General features: G+C 43.3%; 25 protein-coding genes. 22 read left to right on the forward strand and 3 right to left on the reverse strand.

From position 1 onward, the window contains the following. The first annotated feature begins 24 nt into the window (after window positions 1-24). The 9 genes from ftsA (at window position 25) to TZ97_RS01785 (ending at window position 9,446) form a co-directional block, all read left to right on the forward strand. Complete coding sequence (gene ftsA, locus TZ97_RS01745; protein WP_045759166.1) at window positions 25-1,413, forward strand: cell division protein FtsA; 1,389 nt, start codon at window positions 25-27, stop codon at window positions 1,411-1,413. A 15-nt stretch (window positions 1,414-1,428) separates the two neighbouring features. Continuing rightward, window positions 1,429-2,694, forward strand: coding sequence for a cell division protein FtsZ (gene ftsZ, locus TZ97_RS01750; protein WP_045759167.1), 1,266 nt, complete (start codon window positions 1,429-1,431; stop codon window positions 2,692-2,694). Between the two features lie 2 nt (window positions 2,695-2,696). Next, a complete protein-coding gene (locus tag TZ97_RS01755; protein WP_045759168.1) occupies window positions 2,697-3,365 on the forward strand; it encodes a YggS family pyridoxal phosphate-dependent enzyme in 669 nt (222 codons plus the stop codon). A gap of 9 nt (window positions 3,366-3,374) precedes the next feature. Beyond that, entirely contained in the window at window positions 3,375-4,004 is a 630-nt protein-coding gene (locus TZ97_RS01760) for a cell division protein SepF (RefSeq protein WP_003005962.1), read from the forward strand. 1 nt (window position 4,005) lies between these two features. Further along, on the forward strand, window positions 4,006-4,269 hold the full coding sequence (locus TZ97_RS01765; RefSeq protein WP_003011858.1) for a YggT family protein: 264 nt from the start codon (window positions 4,006-4,008) through the stop codon (window positions 4,267-4,269). 6 nt (window positions 4,270-4,275) lie between these two features. After that, window positions 4,276-5,067 carry a YlmH family RNA-binding protein gene (locus TZ97_RS01770; protein ID WP_045759169.1) on the forward strand — a complete coding sequence of 264 codons (792 nt, stop codon included), beginning with the start codon at window positions 4,276-4,278 and terminating at the stop codon, window positions 5,065-5,067. Between the two features lie 9 nt (window positions 5,068-5,076). Further along, window positions 5,077-5,904: a DivIVA domain-containing protein gene (locus tag TZ97_RS01775; protein ID WP_003005971.1), complete on the forward strand. Its 828-nt coding sequence runs from the start codon at window positions 5,077-5,079 to the stop codon at window positions 5,902-5,904. A gap of 253 nt (window positions 5,905-6,157) precedes the next feature. Beyond that, window positions 6,158-8,950, forward strand: coding sequence for an isoleucine--tRNA ligase (ileS, locus tag TZ97_RS01780; RefSeq protein ID WP_045759170.1), 2,793 nt, complete (start codon window positions 6,158-6,160; stop codon window positions 8,948-8,950). 61 nt (window positions 8,951-9,011) lie between these two features. Further along, window positions 9,012-9,446: a GNAT family N-acetyltransferase gene (locus tag TZ97_RS01785; protein ID WP_045759171.1), complete on the forward strand. Its 435-nt coding sequence runs from the start codon at window positions 9,012-9,014 to the stop codon at window positions 9,444-9,446. A gap of 80 nt (window positions 9,447-9,526) precedes the next feature. Here TZ97_RS01785 and TZ97_RS01790 read toward each other — a convergent pair whose 3' ends face one another. From TZ97_RS01790 to TZ97_RS01800, 3 genes are all read right to left on the reverse strand, one after another. Further along, window positions 9,527-9,829, reverse strand: coding sequence for a DUF1827 family protein (locus TZ97_RS01790; protein WP_021152773.1), 303 nt, complete (start codon window positions 9,827-9,829; stop codon window positions 9,527-9,529). Window positions 9,830-9,896: 67 nt separating this feature from the next. Then, window positions 9,897-10,346, reverse strand: a complete 450-nt coding sequence (locus TZ97_RS01795) for an NUDIX hydrolase (protein ID WP_045759172.1) — start codon at window positions 10,344-10,346, stop codon at window positions 9,897-9,899. Between the two features lie 110 nt (window positions 10,347-10,456). After that, window positions 10,457-12,715: an ATP-dependent Clp protease ATP-binding subunit gene (locus tag TZ97_RS01800; RefSeq protein ID WP_045759173.1), complete on the reverse strand. Its 2,259-nt coding sequence runs from the start codon at window positions 12,713-12,715 to the stop codon at window positions 10,457-10,459. Window positions 12,716-12,962: 247 nt separating this feature from the next. Between TZ97_RS01800 and TZ97_RS01805 the strand changes: the two genes are divergently transcribed. The 13 genes from TZ97_RS01805 (at window position 12,963) to TZ97_RS01860 (ending at window position 23,869) form a co-directional block, all read left to right on the forward strand. Then, entirely contained in the window at window positions 12,963-13,193 is a 231-nt protein-coding gene (locus tag TZ97_RS01805; RefSeq protein WP_003005989.1) for a DUF1797 family protein, read from the forward strand. Window positions 13,194-13,358: 165 nt separating this feature from the next. Next, window positions 13,359-14,213: a bifunctional methylenetetrahydrofolate dehydrogenase/methenyltetrahydrofolate cyclohydrolase gene (locus TZ97_RS01810; RefSeq protein WP_037599252.1), complete on the forward strand. Its 855-nt coding sequence runs from the start codon at window positions 13,359-13,361 to the stop codon at window positions 14,211-14,213. A gap of 13 nt (window positions 14,214-14,226) precedes the next feature. Next, window positions 14,227-15,000, forward strand: coding sequence for an HAD-IIB family hydrolase (locus tag TZ97_RS01815; protein ID WP_045759174.1), 774 nt, complete (start codon window positions 14,227-14,229; stop codon window positions 14,998-15,000). Window positions 15,001-15,052: 52 nt separating this feature from the next. Further along, the gene (locus tag TZ97_RS01820; RefSeq protein WP_045759175.1) at window positions 15,053-15,928 is read left to right on the forward strand and encodes an NAD(P)H-hydrate dehydratase; all 876 of its coding nucleotides are present in this window, start codon (window positions 15,053-15,055) and stop codon (window positions 15,926-15,928) included. Window positions 15,929-15,937: 9 nt separating this feature from the next. Continuing rightward, complete coding sequence (locus TZ97_RS01825) at window positions 15,938-17,392, forward strand: glycoside hydrolase family 32 protein (protein WP_045759176.1); 1,455 nt, start codon at window positions 15,938-15,940, stop codon at window positions 17,390-17,392. A gap of 108 nt (window positions 17,393-17,500) precedes the next feature. Continuing rightward, window positions 17,501-17,665 (forward strand): type 2 periplasmic-binding domain-containing protein, encoded by a 165-nt coding sequence (locus TZ97_RS10125; RefSeq protein ID WP_080934811.1) that lies wholly within the window; start codon window positions 17,501-17,503, stop codon window positions 17,663-17,665. Between the two features lie 152 nt (window positions 17,666-17,817). Further along, a complete protein-coding gene (xseA, locus tag TZ97_RS01830) occupies window positions 17,818-19,158 on the forward strand; it encodes an exodeoxyribonuclease VII large subunit (protein ID WP_045759177.1) in 1,341 nt (446 codons plus the stop codon). Continuing rightward, on the forward strand, window positions 19,136-19,348 hold the full coding sequence (locus TZ97_RS01835; protein WP_003006013.1) for an exodeoxyribonuclease VII small subunit: 213 nt from the start codon (window positions 19,136-19,138) through the stop codon (window positions 19,346-19,348). The genes xseA and TZ97_RS01835 overlap by 23 nt, the downstream gene beginning before the upstream one ends. Next, window positions 19,345-20,220, forward strand: coding sequence for a polyprenyl synthetase family protein (locus TZ97_RS01840; RefSeq protein WP_045759178.1), 876 nt, complete (start codon window positions 19,345-19,347; stop codon window positions 20,218-20,220). The genes TZ97_RS01835 and TZ97_RS01840 overlap by 4 nt, the downstream gene beginning before the upstream one ends. Beyond that, window positions 20,213-21,031 carry a TlyA family RNA methyltransferase gene (locus TZ97_RS01845; protein ID WP_045759179.1) on the forward strand — a complete coding sequence of 273 codons (819 nt, stop codon included), beginning with the start codon at window positions 20,213-20,215 and terminating at the stop codon, window positions 21,029-21,031. Before TZ97_RS01840 ends, TZ97_RS01845 begins: the two co-directional genes overlap by 8 nt. Beyond that, window positions 21,021-21,455 carry an arginine repressor gene (locus TZ97_RS01850; RefSeq protein ID WP_003012247.1) on the forward strand — a complete coding sequence of 145 codons (435 nt, stop codon included), beginning with the start codon at window positions 21,021-21,023 and terminating at the stop codon, window positions 21,453-21,455. Before TZ97_RS01845 ends, TZ97_RS01850 begins: the two co-directional genes overlap by 11 nt. Before the next feature lie 6 nt (window positions 21,456-21,461). Continuing rightward, window positions 21,462-23,120, forward strand: a complete 1,659-nt coding sequence (gene recN, locus TZ97_RS01855; protein WP_045759180.1) for a DNA repair protein RecN — start codon at window positions 21,462-21,464, stop codon at window positions 23,118-23,120. A gap of 20 nt (window positions 23,121-23,140) precedes the next feature. Continuing rightward, window positions 23,141-23,869, forward strand: coding sequence for a metallophosphoesterase (locus TZ97_RS01860; protein ID WP_045759181.1), 729 nt, complete (start codon window positions 23,141-23,143; stop codon window positions 23,867-23,869). Window positions 23,870-23,923: the final 54 nt, after the last annotated feature.

Below are 23,923 nucleotides of genomic sequence, written 5' to 3' on the forward strand. Positions count from 1 at the left end.
AAATAAAGAGAGAGGACTGGTGTAATGGCTAGAGACGGCTTTTTTACAGGTTTAGATATCGGTACTAGTTCAATAAAAGTATTGGTGGCAGAACATGTCAATGGAGAAATGAATGTAATTGGAGTCAGCAATGCAAAAAGTGCTGGCGTCAAAGATGGAATTATAGTAGATATCGAAGCTGCTTCAAATGCAATTAAAAATGCAATCAGCCAAGCTGAAGAAAAAGCAGGGATTTCAATCAATCTAGTCAATGTTGGGTTGCCTGCAAACTTACTACAAATCGAAGCAACTCAAGGAATGATTCCAGTCACAAGTGATTCAAAAGAAATCACAGATGCAGATGTTGAAAATGTTGTCAAATCTGCACTCACAAAAAGTATGACACCGGATCGTGAAGTAATCACCTTCATTCCTGAAGAATTCACAGTTGATGGTTTCCAAGGAATCCGTGATCCACGCGGAATGATGGGGATCCGACTTGAAATGCGTGGTCTTCTTTATACAGGACCTCGTACAATCTTGCACAATTTGCGTAAAACCGTTGAACGTGCAGGCTTACAAGTTGAAAACATCATCATTTCACCGCTTGCGATGATCAAAACAGTCTTGAATGAAGGCGAACGTGAATTCGGAGCAACGGTGATCGATATGGGTGGTGGCCAAACAACGGTGGCATCTGTTCGTAGCCAAGAACTTCAATTTACAAATATCTATCAAGAAGGTGGCGATTATGTTACCAAAGATATTTCTAAAGTATTGAAAACTTCTCAAAAATTGGCAGAAGGCTTGAAGTTCAACTACGGTGAAGCCTATGTGCCATCTGCTGGAAACGAAGTCTTCCATGTAGAAGTCATCGGTGAAGTAGAGCCAGTTGAAGTGACTGAGAAGTACTTAGCTGAAATCATTTCAGCACGTATCAAACACATCTTTGAGCAAATCAAACAAGATCTTGAGAGAAGACATTTGTTGGATCTTCCTGGTGGTATTGTGATTATCGGTGGAGGAGCGATCCTTCCTGGTGTTGAAGAATTGGCTCAAGAAGTCTTTGGTGTAAATGTGAAATTGTTTGTTCCAAATCAAATTGGAATTCGCAATCCAGCTTTTGCCCATGTAATTAGCTTGTCTGAATATGCAGGCAATTTGACAGATGTGGATATTATTGCTCAAGCTGCGGTTCATGGAGACGAAGTCTTGCGTCAACAACCGATTCAATTTGATCGACCTGTGCAACCACAAGTACAACCACAACCTGCTGCTCCAGCACAACCGGTAGTACCTGCATACAATGCTGAGAAGATTGAATCTCCAGTGGATGCTCAAGAAATTCCAGCAGCAAGTAATGATAGCAAACAAGAACAAAAAACTACATTCACAGACCGAATGAAAAATTTGATCGGTAATATGTTTGATTAAGGAGTGTAAGTATTTATGACATTTTCATTTGACACAGCAGCGGCACAAGGTGCAGTAATTAAAGTAATCGGTGTCGGTGGCGGTGGCGGTAACGCCATCAATCGTATGATTGACGAAGGCGTTGCCGGTGTAGAATTCATCGCAGCTAATACAGATGTTCAAGCACTTTCAAGTGCAAAAGCTGAAACAGTTATCCAATTGGGTCCAAAATTGACTCGTGGATTGGGTGCTGGAGGTCAACCTGAAGTTGGTCGTAAGGCAGCTGAAGAAAGCGAAGAAGTGTTAACAGAAGCTTTGCAAGGTGCAGACATGGTCTTCATCACTGCAGGGATGGGTGGAGGATCTGGTACAGGTGCTGCACCAGTCATCGCTCGTATTGCCAAAGCTGTAGGTGCTTTGACAGTAGCGGTTGTCACTCGTCCATTCGGGTTTGAGGGGTCAAAACGTGGTAACTTCGCTATTGATGGGATCAACGAACTTCGCGAACATGTAGATACATTGTTGATTATTTCTAATAACAACTTGCTTGAAATTGTAGACAAGAAGACACCGCTTCTTGAAGCTTTGAGTGAAGCAGATAACGTTCTTCGTCAAGGTGTTCAAGGGATCACTGACTTGATCACAAGTCCTGGATTGATCAACCTTGACTTTGCAGACGTGAAGACTGTTATGGAAAACAAAGGAAATGCCCTCATGGGTATTGGTGTTGGTAGCGGTGAAGAACGCGTTATCGAAGCGGCTCGTAAAGCCATTTACTCTCCACTTCTTGAAACTACAATTGATGGTGCAGAAGACGTGATCGTCAACGTAACAGGTGGTTTGGATATGACATTGATCGAAGCTGAAGAAGCTTCAGAAATTGTGAACCAAGCTGCAGGTCACGGAGTGAACATCTGGTTGGGTACATCTATTGATGAATCTCTTAAAGATGAAATCCGCGTGACGGTTGTTGCAACTGGTGTCCGTCAAGACAAGGTAGAACGCGTTAGCGGAATTGCTTCCTCACAACGTCCTTATAAAACAGGACCACGTGAACAACGCCCACAAGCTGCACCATTTGACCGTGAATTTGATTTGAAACAAGATGTTGAATTGCCAACAACTCCAAGTCGTCCAGCGGTAGAACCAAACCGTGGCTCAGCCTTTGGTGATTGGGATATTCGTCGTGAGAATATCGTTCGCCAAACTGAACCAACATCAACACATCAAGTTGATCGTTACGTAGATTCATCTTCAGATGATGATGAATTGGAAACACCACCATTCTTCCGGAATCGTTAATCATGAATCTGGTAGAGAATGCTGATCTTGTTCGGCAACAAGTAGAAACAGCAAGAAACAAAGCTAACCGCCAAGATCAAGTTAATGTGATAGCTGTCACCAAGTATGTGGATGTTGTTACAACAGAAGCAATGGTGAAAACAGGTATCCAACATATCGGTGAAAATCGTGTCGATAAATTCCTAGAAAAGTATCAAGCTCTAAAAGGGTATGATCTCACTTGGCACTTGATTGGGAGCCTCCAACGGCGGAAAGTAAAAGACGTGATTAATCTCGTCGATTACTTTCATGCCTTGGATTCGGTGAAACTGGCTCAAGAAATTCAAAAGCGAGCAGAACACCCGATCAAGTGTTTCCTCCAAGTGAACATTTCTGGTGAAGAAAGTAAGCATGGATTTGCACCCGATGAACTGGGTGATGTTTTAGCGGAAATCGCACAGCTGGACAAAATTGAAATTGTTGGTTTAATGACGATGGCTCCTTTTGAGGCTAGTCAAGAAGAGTTGCAGGATATTTTTTCAAAAACTCACCAACTTCAGAAACAACTAGAAAAGAAACAATTAAAAAATATGCCTTTTTCAGAACTAAGTATGGGTATGAGTCGTGACTTTGAAGTAGCCATTGCGAACGGAGCGACTTATGTTAGAATTGGGACATCATTTTTTAAATAGGAAAGAACTATGTCATTAAAAGATAAATTTAACAACTTTATTGACTACTTCACAGAAGACGGTGAAGAAGTAGAAGTTCGCGAGGCAAAAGCAGCTGGGGCGGAAACACAACCAGTTCCACAGCCACAGCCGACTCCTCAAGTGACTTCTCCACGTCCACAGATTAGTCAAAGAGAACCAGTAAAACCAAAACCGACTCCTGTCGCACCTGTTACGACTCCAGTGTCTACAGCGGCAGTGAAGGAACCTGTTTCAACAACGAAAAATACATCTGAAAATATTACTCGCTTGCATGAACGTCAACGTGAATTGGCTGCTAATCGTGCGAATACAGATGAAAAGATTACCATTGATGTACGCTATCCCCGCAAATACGAGGAAGCGACTGAAATTGTTGATCTATTACTATCTAATGAGAGTATCTTGATTGACTTCCAATATATGACAGAAGTACAAGCACGTCGTTGTTTAGATTATTTGGATGGGGCTCGTTATGTTTTAGCAGGAAATCTTCGTCGTGTTGCAAGTACCATGTACTTGTTGACTCCAATTAATGTAGTTGTTAACATTGAAGATATCCGCCTTCCAAATGATGTGGAAGTGACAGAATTTGACTATGATATGAAACGTAATCGTTAAGATGGTTATCTTTCAATACTTATCAAATATCATTCAAATCTATTCCATCATTCTTGTCATCTATGCCTTACTATCTTGGTTCCCTGGGGCACCTCAGAGTACTCTTGGACAAATGGTTCACCGCCTAGTTGAACCATTTTTGAGCCTTTTTAGAAAGTTACCATTGCAGTTTGGGGGCTTGGATTTTACAGTTCTGGTAGCACTTTTGGTCTTGAACTTGATGAATCAGTTGTTAGCCCGCTTGTTCCTACTTTTGATTGGATAGAATACGATGGGACAGACAGAGATTTACCAACATTTCAATCGCGAAGATCACGAATTCATTGATCGTTGTATTGAATTGTCTGAAAGAGTGGTGGAACGCTATTCTGTTGAGGTGACGGGTTTTTTAAACCCTCATCAGGTCACTATTTTACGAAATGTCGCGGCAAGCTACCAATTACAGGTCTTTGCTTCCAGTGATGAGCTGAAAATGGAGTATGCCAAGGTTATTGTTGCTCCAGATTATTACCAATTAGATCCAAGTGACTTTGATCTGGCCTTATTGGAAATGGTCTATGCTTCAAAATTTCATCACTTGACCCATTCCCAGGTACTGGGGACCATTGTTCACCAATTAGGTGTGGAGCGCAAGTCCTTTGGAGATATTCTGACAAGTGATGGAAAGATCCAAGTATTTGTTGAACAGCGTTTTGTTCACTATTTCATGGATCACATCCAGAAAATTTCTCGGGTACCTGTTAAGCTGAGGGAAGTTCCTCTCTCTGAACAAATGATCATAGAGGAAGAAAGCCAGCAGCGAGATATTCTCGTGTCGAGTTATCGGTTAGATAAGGTGATTGCTGGGACCTTCAAGCTTTCGCGCTCACAAGCTAGTCAGTTGATTAGTTCTGGTCTAGTGAAAGTTAACTATGCGACTACTTCCAATGTTAGCTATGCTGTAGGTCTGAATGATTTAGTCAGTGTCCGACGCTTTGGGCGTCTTAAAATTGTTTCTGAAAATGGTATTTCAAAGAGTGGAAAATATAAAGTAACTGTTGAAGTACTCTTAAGTAAAAAATGAGGAGGAGTTATGGCTCTTACTGCTTTAGAAATTAAAGATAAAACTTTTGGCGTTAAATTTAGAGGGTATGATGCGAACGAAGTAGAAGAATTTCTAGATATCGTTGTTCGCGATTATGAAGATCTTGTTCGTTTAAATCATGATCAAGAAGCAAAAATTCAAGCTCTTGAAGAACGCTTAAACTATTTTGATGAAATGAAAGATTCATTGAGTCAATCTGTTTTGATTGCACAAGATACTGCTGAACGTGTCAAACAAGCAGCTAACGAACGTTCTGAAAATATTGTTCGTCAAGCTGAACAAGATGCACAGCACCTAGTGGATGAAGCGAAACAAAAAGCAAATGAAATCCTTCGTCATGCAACGGATAATGCCAAGAAGGTTGCCGTTGAAACAGAGGAATTGAAGAACAAGACACGCGTCTTCCATCAACGTTTGAAATCAACAATCGAAAGCCAATTGAGCATTATCGATACACCTGAATGGGATGAAATTCTTCGTCCAACAGCTATGTACATTCAAACAAGTGATGAAGCTTTCCGTGAAATTGTGGAGAAAGCTTTGGGTGAATCAGTTCACCATCATCATGCAGAAGATGATAACATTGATTTGACTCGTCAATTCTCTCCAGCTGAAATCGAAGAATTGCAAAAACGCATTGAAGCAGCTAACTTAGAATTGGGTGCGACACAAGCGTTTGAAGGTTTGAATGAAAAAGTTCAATCCGCTTTAGAAGAAGCAGAGCACGCTCGTCATGAAAATGAGGAAGTTGTTGCGGTTGAAGAAACTGTTCAACCTGAAGATGATGCAAATCGTGAATCTGTCAATATTTTATAATTTTGTAAAAACAGGTCCATTAATGATAGGTCTAGCGAGCAGATGATGGTGGAAGATCTGCACTCCCTCTTAATGGATGATCCTTTTACAGTATTCGTTCTGAACCATTGAGTAAGAATGGACGTTTCCCTCGTTACGGGATGAGAGGAGAAAGTCTCTTGCGACTTCTCGAACAAAGGTGGTACCACGAGCAATCGTCCTTTTTAGGATGCTCGTGTTTTTTTATAGCTTTTTAAATCAATAAGGAGACACAATGAAACTTAAAGAAACATTGAATCTTGGGAAAACAGCCTTTCCAATGCGGGCTGGCCTTCCAACGAAAGAGCCAGTTTGGCAAAAAGAATGGGAAGATGCAAAATTGTATCAACGCCGTCAAGAATTGAATGAAGGAAAACCACATTTTACACTTCATGATGGCCCTCCGTATGCCAACGGAAACATTCACGTAGGACATGCCATGAACAAGATTTCAAAAGATATCATTGTTCGTTCTAAGTCTATGTCAGGCTTTTATGCCCCTTATATCCCAGGTTGGGATACCCATGGTTTGCCAATTGAGCAAGTCTTGGCTAAACAAGGCGTGAAACGTAAAGAAATGGACTTGGTTGAGTACTTGAAACTCTGCCGTGAATATGCTCTTTCTCAAGTAGATAAACAACGTGAAGACTTCAAACGCTTAGGTGTTTCGGGTGATTGGGATCATCCTTATGTCACCTTGACGCCTGACTATGAAGCAGCACAAATTCGTGTCTTCGGTGAAATGGCCAATAAAGGCTATATCTATCGTGGAGCTAAACCAGTTTACTGGTCTTGGTCTTCTGAATCAGCCCTTGCTGAAGCAGAGATTGAATACCATGATTTGGTATCAACTTCTCTTTACTATGCTAACAAAGTTAAAGATGGCCAAGGTATTCTAGATACAGATACTTACATCGTTGTCTGGACAACAACTCCATTTACTGTTACAGCTTCTCGAGGTTTGACGGTTGGTGCAGAGTTTGATTATGTCGTAGTGAAACCTGCTGGATCTGATCGTAAATATGTCGTAGCATCTGAGCTTTTGTCAAGCCTTTCTGAAAAATTCGGTTGGGAAAATGTTGAAGTCCTTGCGACTTACCAAGGGAAAGAATTGAACAATATTATCACAGAGCACCCATGGGATACGGAAGTTGATGAATTGGTGATCCTTGGTGAGCATGTAACCCTTGATTCAGGTACCGGTATCGTCCATACGGCTCCTGGTTTTGGTGAGGATGACTACAATGTAGGGATTGCAAATGGTCTCGAAGTAGCCGTTACGGTTAACGAACGCGGTATTATGATGGAGAATGCTGGTCCTGATTTTGCAGGTCAGTTCTACGACAAGGTTGTACCAACTGTTATTGAGAAACTTGGCGATTTGCTTCTTGCTCAAGAAGAAATCTCTCATTCCTACCCATTTGACTGGCGTACGAAAAAACCAATCATCTGGCGTGCCGTGCCACAATGGTTTGCTTCTGTATCAAAATTCCGCCAAGAAATATTGGATGAAATTGAAAAAGTAAAATTCCACTCAGAATGGGGGAAAGTCCGTCTTTACAACATGATTCGTGACCGTGGTGACTGGGTGATCTCTCGTCAACGTGCATGGGGAGTTCCACTTCCAATCTTCTACGCTGAAGATGGCACACCAATCATGACAGCTGAAACCATCGAACATGTAGCGCAACTCTTTGAGGAGCACGGATCAATTGTTTGGTGGCAACGTGATGCCAAAGACCTCTTGCCAGAAGGATTTACCCATCCAGGTTCACCTAATGGTGAGTTTAAAAAAGAAACAGATATCATGGACGTCTGGTTCGATTCAGGTTCATCATGGAATGGGGTTGTAGTGAACCGTCCAGAACTCAAATACCCAGCAGATCTTTACCTAGAAGGTTCAGACCAATACCGTGGTTGGTTCAACTCATCACTCATCACATCTGTGGCGAACCATGGTGTAGCGCCTTATAAACAAATCTTGTCACAAGGTTTCGCCTTGGATGGTAAAGGTGAGAAGATGTCTAAATCTCTTGGGAATACCATTGCTCCAAGCGATGTTGAAAAGCAATTTGGTGCGGAAATCTTGCGTCTCTGGGTAACAAGTGTAGACTCAAGCAATGACGTGCGTATCTCTATGGATATCTTGAGCCAAGTCTCTGAGACTTACCGTAAGATCCGTAATACCCTTCGTTTCTTGATTGCTAACACATCTGACTTTAACCCAGCTGAGGATGTAGTCGCTTACGAAGAACTTCGTTCTGTTGATAAGTACATGACCATCCGCTTTAACCAACTTGTTAAGACGATTCGTGACGCTTATGAAAACTTCGAATTCTTGACGATTTATAAGGCTTTGGTTAACTTTATCAATGTTGATCTGTCAGCCTTCTACCTTGATTTTGCCAAAGATGTTGTCTACATCGAAGGAGCAAAATCACTTGAGCGCCGTCAAATGCAAACAGTCTTCTATGACATCCTTGTGAAAATCACTAAACTCTTGACGCCAATTCTTCCTCACACTGCTGAAGAAATCTGGTCATACCTTGAGTTTGAAGCAGAGGATTTTGTTCAATTATCAGAATTGCCAGAAGCAGAAACGTTTGCCAACCAAGAAGAAATCTTGGATACTTGGTCAGCCTTCATGGACTTCCGTGGTCAAGCTCAAAAAGCCTTGGAAGAAGCACGTAATGAAAAAGTGATTGGTAAATCACTAGAAGCTCACTTGACAGTTTATCCAAGTGAAGTGGTAAAAACACTTCTTGGAGCTGTTGATAGCAATGTCGCTCAACTCTTGATTGTTTCTGAGTTGACCATTGCAGAAGGTTCAGCTCCAGAAGGTGCAGTGGCCTTCGAAGATGTTGCCTTCACTGTTGAACGTGCAGCTGGTGAAGTTTGTGACCGTTGCCGTCGTATCGATCCATCAACTGCAGAACGCCACTACCACGCAACCATCTGTGATCACTGTGCAAGCATTGTCGAAGAGAACTTTGCGGACGCAGTCGCAGAAGGATTTGAAGCAAAATAATAAGAAGTGAAAAATCGCAGGGAGAGAGTCTCCTTGCGACTTTTCAATAAAAGAGGAAGTTATGTGGTACCAGAAAGAATTTAAGGAACTAGAACTGAAAGAGTTTTACGAGATCGTTCAACTGCGATTAGAGACCTTTGTCGTGGAACAAACTAGGATCTACAATGATCTCGATGATGTTGATTATCGATCTATCCATCTTTTTCATCAAAATAGGGAAGGACGTGTGGATGCTTATGCTCGCATATTCGCAACGGGACTGATGATTCATTTTGGCAGAGTGGCTGTTTCCAAAGGTAGCCGTGGTCAAGGACTAGGAAAGGCTATGGTAGAGCAAATTTTGGACCTGTGTGAACAGAGATTTCCTGGACGGACCATTGAAATTGAGGCTCAAGAACAGGTGGTGGGCTTGTACGAAAAATTAGGTTTTCAAACGGTGAGCGAGCTCTTTATCTTGGCTTCTACCCCCCACGTAAAAATGGTCTTTCAGAAATAAAGAATCCTTTCATCTCATAATCGAGGTGAAAGGTTTTTTTTGGAAAAAGATACCAAAGAAAAAAGCAAGGCAAATTGGCCTTACTTAGTAATTGGAAAGGAAATTTCAATTAGTTTATCGGAGTAGAGGGTTTTAATAGCGGATTGGTCAATGTTTTGAAGATCAATCTTACGTTTTAAAAAGAACTCACGAATTAATTCTACTTCAGTTTCACGAATAGCACGGTGTTTGTTACTGATCAATAATTCATAGTGGGTTGGGGCTTGTGTAAAAACAACATCAGTATTGCCCGCGGAATAAACCTCGACAAGCAAGGCGTCAGTGCTGGCAAGTTGGCTCTTGACCAGTGCAGCATGACTATTGGTGGTATTAATGAGCTTCATATGAGTTCCTCCTGACCTCTATCTTCATTTATTATAGCACTTTTTTTTATTTTGTGAAAGAAGTCCTTTAGTTTTTATGGGCAATTTTCCACTGTTCAATGCCCCATTTATGGCTGCCACGTTTGAGTTTTTCAATCGCTTCCTCTACTGGAAACCAAGAGAGATTGTTAAAATCTTCCAGTGGTTTTTGAGTTTCTGTATAGTCGACGACTTCATAAATATAGGCAGGATTGTAGAAGTAGGTATCCCGGTGGCTAGAATAAAAATACTCGTCTGCTTGGCCATAGTATTGCCCTAAAATAGCGGTAAAGCCTAATTCTTCGATTAGTTCCCGTTTCAGAGCTTGCAAGTGATCTTCACCCGCCTCGATTTCCCCGCCAGGTAAGAACCAAGCCCCATTAGGAGCTTGAACGAGGATGATCTGATCCTGGTCCTTATTGGAAATAACAGCGTAGACACCGTAGCGGTTCACATACGCAACATCTTGTTTCTTTTCACCAAAACTTGGAATGGTCATGGTTTTCTCTTTTCTTATTTTTTCATCATTATATCATATTTTTTAGCAAAAATCTGGAGGAAAAAAAGAAAGAGACTGGATTTTCCAGTCTCTGAATGTACATTTACTGATTATGATTCTGAAGTCTGTTCAACTGGTTTGTGAGCAGACTTGATAGAGATTTTCCCATTGCTGGTCAAGACGGCTTTGAGTTGTTTTTCACTTGGGTGTTCCAGGTAATAATCGGTAATAGCATCTTCGATATGGTCTTGGATGGTACGACGGAGTGGGCGGGCCCCCATTTTTGGATCGTATCCCAGATCGACCAATTTTTCTTTCACCTTCTCTGTCACGTCCAGATGAATCTCATTTTGTGCGAGACGTTGATTGACTTCATCAAGCATGAGGGTAACGATTTGAAGTAAGTTTTCTTTTGATAGAGGTTGGAATTCAATGATGCCATCAAAACGGTTCATGAATTCGGGGCTAAAGAAGTTACTGAGTTCTCCAAGTACAGAGTTGGTGCGTCCTTCTCGAGCAGCTCCAAAACCAACATTGGCCTCAGCCTTGCCGGTTCCAGCATTAGAGGTCATGATGATAATGGTATCTTTAAAGCTGACGGTACGGCCTTGACCATCTGTCAAACGGCCATCATCCAAGACTTGCAAGAACATGTGCATGACATCTGGATGGGCTTTTTCCACTTCATCCAATAACACGAGGGAGTAAGGATTGCGACGGACCTTTTCCGTTAGTTGTCCAGCTTCATCGTAGCCAACATAGCCTGGAGGAGCTCCGACTAGTTTCGCTACGCTATGTTTTTCCATGTATTCGCTCATGTCAAAGCGGATCATATTGTCTGCAGAGCCAAAGAGCTCGATCGCCAATTGTTTAGACAATTCGGTCTTTCCGACACCGGTTGGTCCGACAAAGAGGAAGCTTCCGATCGGACGGTTAGGAGATCCTAGGCCGACACGATTGCGTCGAATGGCTTTCGCGATTTTATCTACTGCATCGTCTTGACCAATCACATGAGCTTTCAAATCAGAAGCCAGATTGATCAATTGAGACTGTTCTTTTTCTTTCAAATCACCAACAGGAATATTGGTCTTTTGTTCAACGATGTGTTCAATCGTTTTTTCGCTGATGACAGGGGTCTCTTGATCGGTGACATGTTGACCTTGCATTTCCTTGTATTTCGCGATTTGGTCACGGAAGTAGGCTGCTTTTTCAAAGTCTTCTTCACGTGTTGCTTGGGCTTTGAGGTTTTCCGCTTCAATCAAGCGTTGGTCGATCACTTTTGGATCCACAAAGTTTAGGGTCAGGTTCATCTTAGACCCCGCTTCATCCAACAAATCAATGGCCTTGTCTGGCAGGAAGCGATCTTGGATATAGCGGTTTGAAAGAATAGCTGCCGCTTCGATGGCCCCGTCTGTATAGTGGACGTGGTGGTAGTCTTCGTATTTTTTCTGGATGCCTTTGAGGATGGTGATGGTTTCTTCAACCGTTGGCTCATCGACCTTAACGGGTTGCATCCGACGTTCCAAGGCCGCATCTTTTTCAATGATGCGGTATTCATTGAGGGTAGTAGCACCGACCAATTGGAGTTCACCGCGCGCCAAGGCTGGTTTGAGGATATTTCCAGCGTCCATATTGCCTTCGCCAGCAGATCCTGCGCCAACAATTTCATGGATTTCGTCGATGAAAAGAATTACATCTTCACGTTGACGAATTTCATCCATTAATTTTTGCATGCGTTCTTCGAATTGACCACGAATACCTGTGCCTTGAACGAGGCTGACGACGTCTAGGCGGATGACTTCTTTTCCTTGCAATTTATGAGGAACGTCTCCATCGACGATTTTTTGAGCCAAGCCTTCCACAACGGCAGTTTTTCCGACCCCAGGTTCTCCGATCAGAACCGGATTGTTCTTGGTTCGACGGTTGAGAATTTCGATGACACGGATAATTTCTTCATCACGGCCGATGACAGGGTCAATATCCCCTTTGCGGGCAATTTCTGTGACATTGATGCCGAACTCTTCTAACAGTCCTTTTGGCTTTTGAGGGCGTGCTTGACGAGGGTCTTGACCACCACCACGGTTATTGTTTTGGCCGTAGCCACCACCTCCATAACTGCCTCCGGATTGAGTTGGAGGGGTTTGAGGTTCTTGCGGACTTTGGAAGTTTCCAAGGTTATTGAAGAAATCTTCAAAAGGATCTCCAGTGAGTTGGCTCCGTTGGGTCATGCCTTTCAAGAAGCTGTTATTTGGGTCTGTTTTCATAATTTTATAGCAATTTTGACAGAGGTCTACTTGCTGCTGACGTCCATTTACATTTGTATATAAATGGATGGTTGATTCATTTATTTTACAATTTTGACAAAGCATATACATACCTCACAGTAGGTTTTTGATGGTTTTCCATCAAGAGACGATCCTATTTTTAAAAGGTCAAAAATAGTCAAAGATTTATAGTTTCATTATATCAGTATTCTAGAAGTTTGCAAGAATTTACTACGGAATGTCGCTAAGGATTGAAGAAAGAGCAAATCAATGGAAAAATGTGAATTTTTATTGGAAGAGCTTTCTCTTTTATGATAAAATAGGAGAGTAGAAAGTAAAGAGGAGAAATAAAATGGAATCACATTTAGTACGGATTATTAACCGTTTGGAGACGATGACAAAAGACGGTGGAAACTTGAAACGTAATTTTGAACGTGACGGTGTTGTTGTCGCTGAAGTAGCCTACAACCACAATGAAGAAGAAGGTTCAACCTTTACACTTCGTGATGTTGAAGCGCGTGAAACCTATACATTTGATAGCATTGATTTAATTGCAATGGAAATTTATGAATTGCTTTACTAAGCAGCTGTGTGGATGAGTTTGGGGTGGTCTCAAGCTCATTTTTTGTCCATCTGGCTATAGTTTTCGTCTATAAGAAATTCTAATTAGGAACAGTTAGGTTTGAGAGTTGAAATCTGCTATAATAGAGAGGACTATTTTCATTACTTGACTAGAAAGAGAATTGATATGACGACACTCATTGATGGGAAGGCGCTCGCTACAAAATTACAGGGTGAGATTGCGAAGAAAACAGCACGATTAAAAGAAGAGACAGGAGTTGTGCCTGGCCTCGTTGTCATCGTGGTAGGAGATAATCCAGCTAGCAAAATCTATGTAAGAAATAAAGAGCGTTCTGCTATTGCGGCAGGCTTTCGGAGTGAAGTGAGACGACTTCCTGAAAGCATTAGCCAAGCTGAATTATTAGAAGTGATCGAACACTACAATCAAGATCCCCTTTGGCATGGGATTTTGGTGCAGTTGCCACTGCCTAAGCATATCGATGCGGATGCAGTACTTTTAGCGATTGATCCGACAAAAGATGTGGATGGCTTTCATCCATTAAATATGGGACGCTTATGGGCTGGAAATCCTCTCATGGTGCCATCGACGCCTGCTGGGATCATGGAGATGTTCAAAGAGTACGGGATTGATCTAGAAGGGAAGCGAGCAGTCGTGATTGGTCGTTCCAATATCGTTGGAAAACCAATGGCGCAGTTGCTCCTTGCTAAAAATGCGACGGTAACCTTGACCCATTCCCGGACCCATCATCTACCTAAAATTGCTAGAAGAGCAGATATCTTGGTTGTTGCGATCGGTCGTGCGAAATTTGTAACAGCAGACTTCGTGAAAGAAGGTGCCGTCGTCATTGACGTCGGAATGAATCGCGATGAGAATGGCAAATTGTGTGGGGATGTCGATTTTGAATCCGTTGCCCCTTTGGCCAGTCATATTACTCCGGTACCAGGAGGGGTTGGGCCTATGACCGTCACCATGCTGATGGAGCAGACCTACGAAGCAGCTGTTCGTGCCTTAAAAAAATGAAAGTGTGAACAAGATGAAGTTTGTATTTGATTTAGATGGAACCCTGTCATTCGATGGTGTCACAATCGATGATGAAATCAAACAGGTCTTATTGAGAGCAGAAGAATTTGGCCATGAAGTTGCCTTTGCTTCTGCACGTTCTTACCGAGACTGCTTGGGTCTTTTAGGGGACCCATTGAGTCAGCAACTCGTGATTGGTTTAAATGGTGGATTGGCCTATCGCCAGGGACAATTGGTATATGAGGAACAATTGGACAAGGACGTGTATCGGGAAGTCCTTGGCTTTTGTCGCCATTACAATCTACCATTTTTTGTGGATGATACCTTTGATTATAGCGGACAGATTTTGGAAAAGATTCCTTTTGTTGCTAATGTAGATCCCCTCAAGAAAGCCCAGTATCGTTCATTAGAGGAGCTGACAGATCCGATTAAGGTCGTGATCTATATGGGTGGCCATGAGGAGCTCGTGGATGAGATCATCGAGCGGATCGAAAAGACAGACAAGGCCCATATCCGCTATCATGCGCATGAAAAATGCATCTATCTCAATCCAGCAGACACGCATAAAGCGACAACCGTAGAAGAACTCTGTGGAGAGAATTTCGTGGCTTTTGGCAATGATCAAAATGATATCGAGCTCTTTGAAAAAGCTCTTTATGCAGTTCAAATTGGTGATTTTCCAGCCCTTCGGCCTTATGCGGATGATCAATTGGTAGCCAAACAAAATCAACCACAAGCTGTGGCTGCTAAGATCTTGCAAGTCTTTGCAGAATTCAGAGGAAAATAAAAGAAGGAGGGGGAGTCGTGGCTTCTCCTTTTTCGCTAGAAATGAGGAAGGTATGAATACAGTTCAAAAAGATGAGATTCAGCGTGTCATTGTGAAGCGAGAGGCAAGATCTTATAAGGGCGATTTTGGTCGCCTGCTCTTGATTGGGGGGACTTACCCCTATGGAGGAGCTATTATTATGGCGGCGCTTGCTGCGGTTCATAGTGGTGCGGGGCTGGTTACTGTCGCAACAGATCCTGATAATCTGACAGCCCTTCATAGCCATCTTCCTGAAGCCATGGGCTTTGATTTGGCAGATCACGAACTCCTTTGTGAGCAGCTCCAAAAAGCCAGCGTGATTCTTGTCGGTCCAGGCTTAAAGGAAGCAAGAGAAAACCAAGCAATCTTGCACATGATTTTTGAAAAAATCTCTAGCCAGCAGGTCTTGATATTAGATGGCGGAGCTATTAGTCTTTTTGCAGCCTCTCAGTTTGAATTGCCAGAGGCTCGGTTGGTCTTTACCCCCCATCAAAAAGAATGGGAAAAACTGTCAGGGCTTGATCTAGAAAGCCAGACAGAAGACAAAAGCCGAAAAGCGGTTCAAAGTTTTCCACAAGGGACTGTCATTGTAGAAAAAGGACCCCACACCCGCATTTGGGCAAGTGGGCAAGAAGAGGGCTATCAGCTAGATGTTGGTGGTCCCTATCAGGCAACAGGGGGCATGGGGGATACCTTGGCAGGGATGATCGCAGGATTTGCGGGTCAATTCCCACAGGTCAGTCTCTATGAGCGCGTGGTGGTTGCGACCTACCTCCATTCAGCCATTGCAGAAGACTTGAGCAAGGAGGTTTATGTGGTTCTACCGACGACCATTAGCCAAGAAATCCCAAAATGGATGAAAAAGTGGAGTGACAAAGATCAGGTTACCAGCACTGAAAATAGAAAATAGGTAAAAAAGATGAAGGAAAGCATTCGGAAGGCAAATCAGTATATCGATGAAAACAGGGAGAAGGTTGACCAGCAATATAGAGGGGCATTTCATTTGCTCCCTCCAATCGGCTGGATGAACGATCCAAATGGCTTTGTTTATTTCCGTGGGGAATACCATTTGTTTTACCAATTCTATCCCTATGATAGTGTTTGGGGACCCATGCATTGGGGGCATGCCAAATCAAAAGATCTCCTCCATTGGGAAGAATTGCCAGTAGCTTTAGCACCAAGTGAAAGCTATGACAAGGATGGTTGTTTCTCGGGTAGTGCTATTGTGAAAGATGACAAGCTTTATTTGCTGTATACGGGTCATGTAGACGATGAGGAAAAGCGAGAAGAGACGCAGTGTCTTGCGGTTTCGACAGATGGCATTACCTTTGAAAAGTTGCCTACTAATCCAGTGATCCATGCTCAACATATTGAGGGGATCGCAGATATTGCAGATTTTCGTGATCCTAAAGTATTTGAATACCAAGGAAGCTATTACGCTGTCGTTGCTTCTAAGACGCCAGATGATAGAGGTCAAATTCTCCTATTTGCATCAAGTAATCTAGTAGATTGGGCCTTTACATCAGTTCTTTTAGAAGGTGAAAAAGGGCAAGGGATTATGTGGGAGTGTCCCGATTTCTTCCCTTTAGATGGCAAATGGGTCTTGATCCTGTCACCCATTGAAATGGAAAGACAGCAAGAAAAATACTGGAACTTAAATTCGACGGTTGCCTTTATCGGTGACATGAATTGGGAAACAGGGCGCTTTCATGTCGATTCCTATGATGAAATGGATGGTGGTTTGGATTTCTATGCCCCTCAAACTTGTCAAGGACCAAATGGCGAACGATACATGGTTGCCTGGATGCAAATGTGGCACCGGTCTATCCCCAGTCATGATTTAGCTCATGGGTGGGCAGGTAGTATGACTCTTCCAAGAAAATTGTCTCTGAAAGACGGACGATTGGTTCAGGAGTTACCTGAGTCAGTGAACGAACACTTTCTTGTAGAGCATGCGTCAGAAACCATTGTTAAGGGCAATCAGATCACGATCCCAGCGAAAGGGAAACAAACCTTGTTTGAGCTAGATACCAAACCGGGTCGCTCCTTTATCCTTGGATATGGTGATGAAACTGATCCTGATAGTGTCTTGCAATTGGTTTATGATGCCTCTCAAAAACGCTTTAGCTTAAGTCGAGACCAATTTGGGCACCCCATTTCTGGAAAAGAAAATCCAGCATTTCAATCGAGATGGATTCAGTTGGATGCTGAAAAAGATCATCATTTTTCGATCATTCGCGATACCAACTCCATCGAAGTATTCGTGGATGGCAAAACTCTCTCGATGACTTTTTATGAAACGAGTCAAAATCCCGTCTATACTCTCACGGCAGATGAAGGGGTCGATTGGGTCGTAAAAACCTATCAAAAATAGAAAATCAATAGCCTCCTAAAGAAGAAAAAGACAAGTCTTGTGACTTGTCTTTTTGTTGTATCCTAAATAGGATTTGTGTTCATCGAAGAAAATTTGGGAATAGGCCTCATGACCGATCTGACTCTCTTCCCAGAATATCCAAATCTTGTCAAAATTCTGCTGGTTGAAGAGGAAAAAACAGTCTTCTATATTAGTTATGCCTATCCAAATGAAGGTGAACCCCAAGCGCTTCTTAGCTCCTTTATTGAACGGTTAGAGAAGTGTGAAAAATAAAGAAGCTGGTGTTAAACAGACCAGTAGAAAGTTTCTTGAATAAAATGAGGCTTGTAGAGAAAGGAAATTCATGATTTCGCTTTGTCTGCCAACCTTTTTTGGTGATTTTTGGTATAATTAAACTTGATCATATTCTGCAGAAAGGAGTTCCTATGTCCAACTATTTATCCGTATCAAGTTTGACCAAATATTTGAAATTAAAATTTGATAAGGATCCCTATTTGGAAAGGGTTTATCTGACAGGGCAGGTCTCCAATTTCCGAAAACGCCCCAACCACCAGTATTTTTCATTAAAGGATGAAAAAGCGGTTATTCAGGCGACGGTCTGGGCTGGGGTTTATCGAAGCTTTGGTTTTGAGCTAGAAGAAGGCATGAAAATCAATGTCATTGGTCGGATCCAACTTTATGAGCCAAGTGGGAGTTATTCCATTGTCATCGAAAAGGCGGAGCCAGATGGGGTAGGGGCCTTAGCCATCCAATTTGAGCAACTCAAGAAAAAGTTGACCGAAGAAGGGCTCTTTCAGGATCAGTGGAAGCAAGCTCTACCACAATTCCCAAGAAAGATCGGGGTGGTCACTAGTCAAAGTGGGGCCGTGATTCGCGATATTATTACGACTGTCACTCGGCGTTTTCCTGGCGTGGAGATTCTCCTTTTTCCAACCAAGGTACAAGGAGAGGGGGCGGCTCAAGAAATTGTCGCCAATATCCAGAAGGCCAATGCTCGGACGGACCTAGATGTCTTGATCATTGGTCGTGGGGGTGGTTCGATTGAAGACCTCTGGGCCTTTAATGAAGAGCCGGTGGTGCGAGCCATCTTTGAATCGCGGATTCCGATTATCTCCAGTGTTGGACATGAGACAGATACGACTCTAGCCGATTTTGTAGCAGACAGACGAGCCGCTACTCCGACAGCCGCTGCTGAATTAGCCACTCCAGTAACCAAATTGGATCTCTTGTCGCATTTACAAAAGCAGGAGAATCGGATGGCAACAGCCATGTCCAATCGTTTGGCCTATAATCGTGAACGCTTGGCCAAATTAAGTCAATCGGTTATTTTTAGACAGCCTGAAAGACTCTATGATGGCTACCTGCAAAAGATTGACCAGTTGCAATTACGATTAAAACAAGGGATGCGCGATGCTTATGGACAAGGGGCGAATCAGCTGCAAGGTCTGCGTCATCGCCTAGAAGCCATGTCTCCTTTGCATCGCATCGAGCGCTACCAGGACCGCCTGCTCCAAGATAAAAGAATCTTAACCAACCGAATGGAACAAGTCCTAAAAGAGCGAAAGATCAAGGTGCAAGGCTTATCAGAAGCCCTCTTGATGCTCGATACCAGTCGGATTATTGCGCGTGGCTATGCCATGGTCAAGGAAGGAGATCAGGTCCTGGATTCGGTTGCGAAAGTAAAAGAAGGGGACCCGCTGTCACTCATCATGAGAGATGGCCAGTTAGAAGTAGAGGTAAAACATGTCGAAAGAAAAGAAATTTGAAGAAAATTTAGCAGATTTGGAAGCCATCGTCCAAAAATTGGAGAGTGGAGATGTGGCTCTTGAAGAAGCCATTACAGAATTCCAAAAAGGAATGAAGTTGTCAAAAGAATTGCAAGATACCTTGGATCAAGCAGAGAAAACCTTGGTCAAGGTCATGCAAGCAGATGGTACTGAAGCGGATCTAGCATGAGACAAGAAGAAAAACGAAATAGAGTAGAGCAAGCGGTTCGCTCTTTTTATGAGGAGAAAGCCGTTGCCCCCCATTTAGTGGACTCGGTCCTTTATTCGATCCAGGCAGGTGGAAAACGCCTGCGCCCCTTGCTCCTTCTAGAATTGTTAGAGGCCTTTGGACAGGAATTGACAGAGGCTCATTTTCAAGTGGCAGGGGCTTTGGAGATGATCCACACAGGAAGCCTTATTCACGATGATCTGCCTGCCATGGACAATGATGATTACCGTCGGGGACAATTGACCAATCATAAGAAATTCGGAGAAGACCTGGCGATTTTAGCAGGGGATGCACTTTTTCTCGATCCCTTTGGGATGATAGCTGCGAGTGCCCTTCCTGATGCGGTCAAGGTCTCTTTGATTCTTGAATTGTCAGATGCTTCCGGTAGTCGTGGAATGGTAGCTGGCCAAGTCCTTGACATGGAAGGGGAGCACAAACAGCTCACGCTAGCAGAGTTGCAGACCATCCATGCCAATAAGACAGGACGCCTCCTTGCCTATCCTTTCATCGCAGCAGGTTTGATTTTAGAGTTGCAAGCAGACATTGCTCAGCTCTTAGAAAAAATTGGGAAAAAATTAGGCCTGGCTTTTCAAGTACGGGATGATATTTTGGATCTGGTCGCTGATTTTGAAGCTTTGGGGAAGACCCCTCAAAAGGACTTAGTGGCTGAAAAATCGACCTATCCAGCCCTGTTGGGATTGGAAGAATCAAAAGCTTTGCTGACAAGTGAATTAGACGCTTGCGAGGACTTGTTGGATCAGATTACAGCTGCTTGCGACTTTGATCCGCGAGCGATCAAGAAATTAATAGAAGGATTACGAATAGATGGCTAAGGAAAGAGTGGATGTATTAGCCTATAAACAAGGCCTATTTGATACCCGCGAACAAGCTAAAAGAGGGGTGATGGCAGGTCTTGTCGTTGCCGTTATCAATGGTGAGCGCTTCGATAAACCGGGTGAAAAAATTGATGAAGCAACCGAGTTGAAATTAAAGGGTGAAAAGCTCAAATATGTCAGCCGGGGCGGTCTTAAATTAGAAAAAGCCCTGAACCAATTTGGTTTATCTGTAGAGGATAAAATTGCGATTGATATTGGAGCTTCTACAGGTGGCTTTACAGATGTCATGCTGCAAAACGGAGCCAGCCAGGTCTTTTCGGTGGATGTCGGGACCAATCAGTTGGCCTGGAAATTGCGCAATGATCCTCGGGTGGTCTCGATGGAACAGTTCAATTTCCGCTATGCCGAGCCAGATGATTTTGAAGCGACACCGAGCTTTGCGAGTATCGATGTCAGCTTTATTTCCTTGGACTTGATTCTGCCAGCCCTTCACCGGATTTTGGCAGATAATGGACAAGTCGTGGCCTTGGTGAAACCTCAGTTTGAGGCAGGACGCGAACAGATCGGGAAAAATGGGATCATTAAGGATCCTAAGATTCATTTAGCCGTTCTTGAAAAGGTCGCTGCTTTTGCAGGGACACATGGCTTTGCGGTAATGGGAGTAGATTATTCCCCTATCCAAGGAGGCCATGGCAACATCGAATTTTTGATGTATCTAGAAAAAAAAGAAGAGAAAACAAAGCCAACTACAGAGCAGCTGGAGGCTGTTGTGGAGCTGGCACACAAGGAATTTAAACATGAAGAGTAAGAATATTAGATTAGAAAAAATTCGCCGCTTCATTCGCGATCATGAAGTGGGGACGCAAGAAGAGATCGTCGAACATTTAAAAGAAGAAGGCATCTCAGCAACCCAAGCGACGGTATCACGAGATATCAAAGAATTGGGCATCGTAAAACGCCCTCTAAAAGACATGACCTATGTCTATGAATTGCCACGTAAGCACCACCAAGGGATCGGGATGATTGAAAGCAATATCTTGTCTCATCGTCGCATGGGAGAATATGTCAATTTCACCATGGTTCCAGGGACAGCGCCCTTAGTCAAACGTCGTTTGCGGGAGATTTATAAAGATCATATCTTTAGTATTGTCGCAGATGATGATACGATCTTGTTGATTGCTTATTCCGCACCAGAAGCAGAGAATATCCTCAAATCAATCTTTGGGTGGTAAGAGCCTATGCTATTAGAAATTTCGATTAAGAACTTTGCCATTATCGAAGAGATTTCCTTAAATTTTGAAAAGGGAATGACGGTACTGACAGGGGAAACAGGTGCAGGGAAATCCATCATTATCGATGCTATGAACATGATGCTGGGAAGCCGTGCAACGACGGATGTCATTCGACACGGAGCCCCAAAAGCGGAAATCGAAGGGCTCTTTGCTGTTGAGAGCAATCGCCACTTGACGACTCTCTTTGAAGAGCAAGGACTAGAGTGGACCGATGAGTTGATCATCCGCCGAGAGATCTTACAAAATGGACGAAGTGTCAGCCGGATCAATGGTCAAATGGTGAATTTATCTGTCTTAAAGGCAGTCGGTCAACATTTGGTGGATATCCATGGCCAGCATGATCAGGAAGAACTCATGCGGCCCCAATTGCATATCGCCATGCTGGATGAATTTGGGGATGCAGCCTTTTTCCAAACCAAAGACGCTTATCGTCAAACCTTTGAAGATTACAAACGTCTGCGCAAACAAGTAGTGGAACTTCAGCGCAACCAGCAGGAAAACAAGGCTCGTATCGAGATGTTGGAGTTTCAAATTGCAGAGATTGAGGCAGCTGCCTTGGAAGTGGATGAGGACCTGCGTCTGGAGCAAGAACGCCAACGCCTGCTCAATCACAAGATGATTGCAGATACCTTAACCAATGCCTATACCATGCTGGATGCAGAAGAGTTTTCGAGCCTCTCCAATGTTCGCTCAGCCATGAATGATCTGGAAAGCATTGAAGAATATGATCCCAGCTACAAAGAGCTCTCAAGCCAGTTATCGGAAACCTTCTATGCCCTTGAGGATATTACCAAGCGCTTAGAAGATGTAGTAGATGGTCTGGAGTTTGATGGCAATCGCCTCATGCAGGTGGAATCACGTTTAGATTTGATCCACTCCATCACGCGCAAGTATGGTGGCCAAGTCAAGGACGTCTTGGAATACCTGGCGCAAATCACCAAAGAATATAGCCTCCTCACCGGAAGTGACCTCTCGTCTGAGGACATGGAAAAAGAACTCAAACGTCTAGAAAAGAGTTTGGTCACCTTGGCTCAAGACTTGAGTGATCAGCGGCATGTTTTGGCCCAAGCTTTGGAAAATGAAATCCAGCAAGAATTGGCAGATCTCTACATGGACAAGGCGCGTTTTCAAGTACGTTTTAGCAAGGCTAAGTTTAATCGTGAGGGAAATGAAGCTGTCGAATTTTACATTTCGACCAACCCAGGTGAGGACTTTAAACCCCTTGTCAAGGTAGCATCCGGCGGAGAATTGTCACGCTTGATGTTGGCCATTAAGTCGGCTTTTTCTCGAAAAGAAGGAAAAACCAGTATTGTCTTTGACGAGGTGGATACAGGAGTCTCTGGGCGCGTGGCTCAAGCCATCGCAGCGAAAATTCACAAGATTGGTCAAAATGGCCAAGTGCTTGCCATTTCTCACCTGCCTCAAGTCATCGCTGCAGCAGATTATCAATTCTATATTGAGAAAATCAGTGATGAACACTCAACTGTCTCTACTGTGCGTTTGCTCAATAGAGAAGAACGAATCGAAGAAATTGCCAAGATGCTGGCAGGAGAGGATCTAACGGAAGCTGCCCGTCAACAAGCAGAGCAACTTCTCAAGCGTTAAGAGAAAGAAGGTTTGAAACAATGTCAACATACTTTGTAGTCGGAGATATTCACGGAAAAGCACAAATGCTAGAAGAGCTCATGACAGAGTGGGATGGAAAAGCTCAATTGGTCTTTTTAGGGGATTTGATGGATCGAGGCGAAAACAGCAAACGATCAATTGAAATCGTAAAGGACTACGTAGACCATCACGGAGCTGTTTGCCTTTCCGGGAATCACGAGTACATGTTTTTAGCCTGGTTGGACAATCCAGAAGAGCGTTATGATCACTACCGAAGAAATGGTGGAGATACGACCATTAACTCTCTGTTAGGTCGGCCGCTCGATGCTCCTGTGGATGGTATTGCGGATGCGCAAGCAGTGGAGAGCACCGTTCCTGACTTGGTGGCCTTCATCCGCAGTTTGCCTTTTGACTACGAGACAGAGACCTATTATTTTGTTCACGCTGGTGTGGATCTAACCCTTGAAAATTGGCGGGAAACCAGTGATTACCAAAAAGTCTGGATCCGAAAACCATTCCATGAAGCGGAGAATCATACAGGCAAATGGATCGTCTTTGGCCATACACCAGTCTATGGACTGCTCAATGAGCCAGTCGGCACCGAAAATCTTTGGATTTCAGATCAGAAGATGGGTGTCGATGGGGGCGCTGTCTATGGGGGAGTCCTCCATGGATTGCTCTTGGATGATCAAGGCATTGTCCATGACCATGTCCTTCATAATACAGGTTTTTCTGCCGCAGACGACTGAGGAAGCAGGAATGGATATCTTTCACTGCAAAACCCCGTGTTTTTTGATATAATG

It is taken from the genome of Streptococcus parasanguinis, from assembly GCF_000963275.1.
GTDB lineage: Bacteria > Bacillota > Bacilli > Lactobacillales > Streptococcaceae > Streptococcus > Streptococcus parasanguinis_B.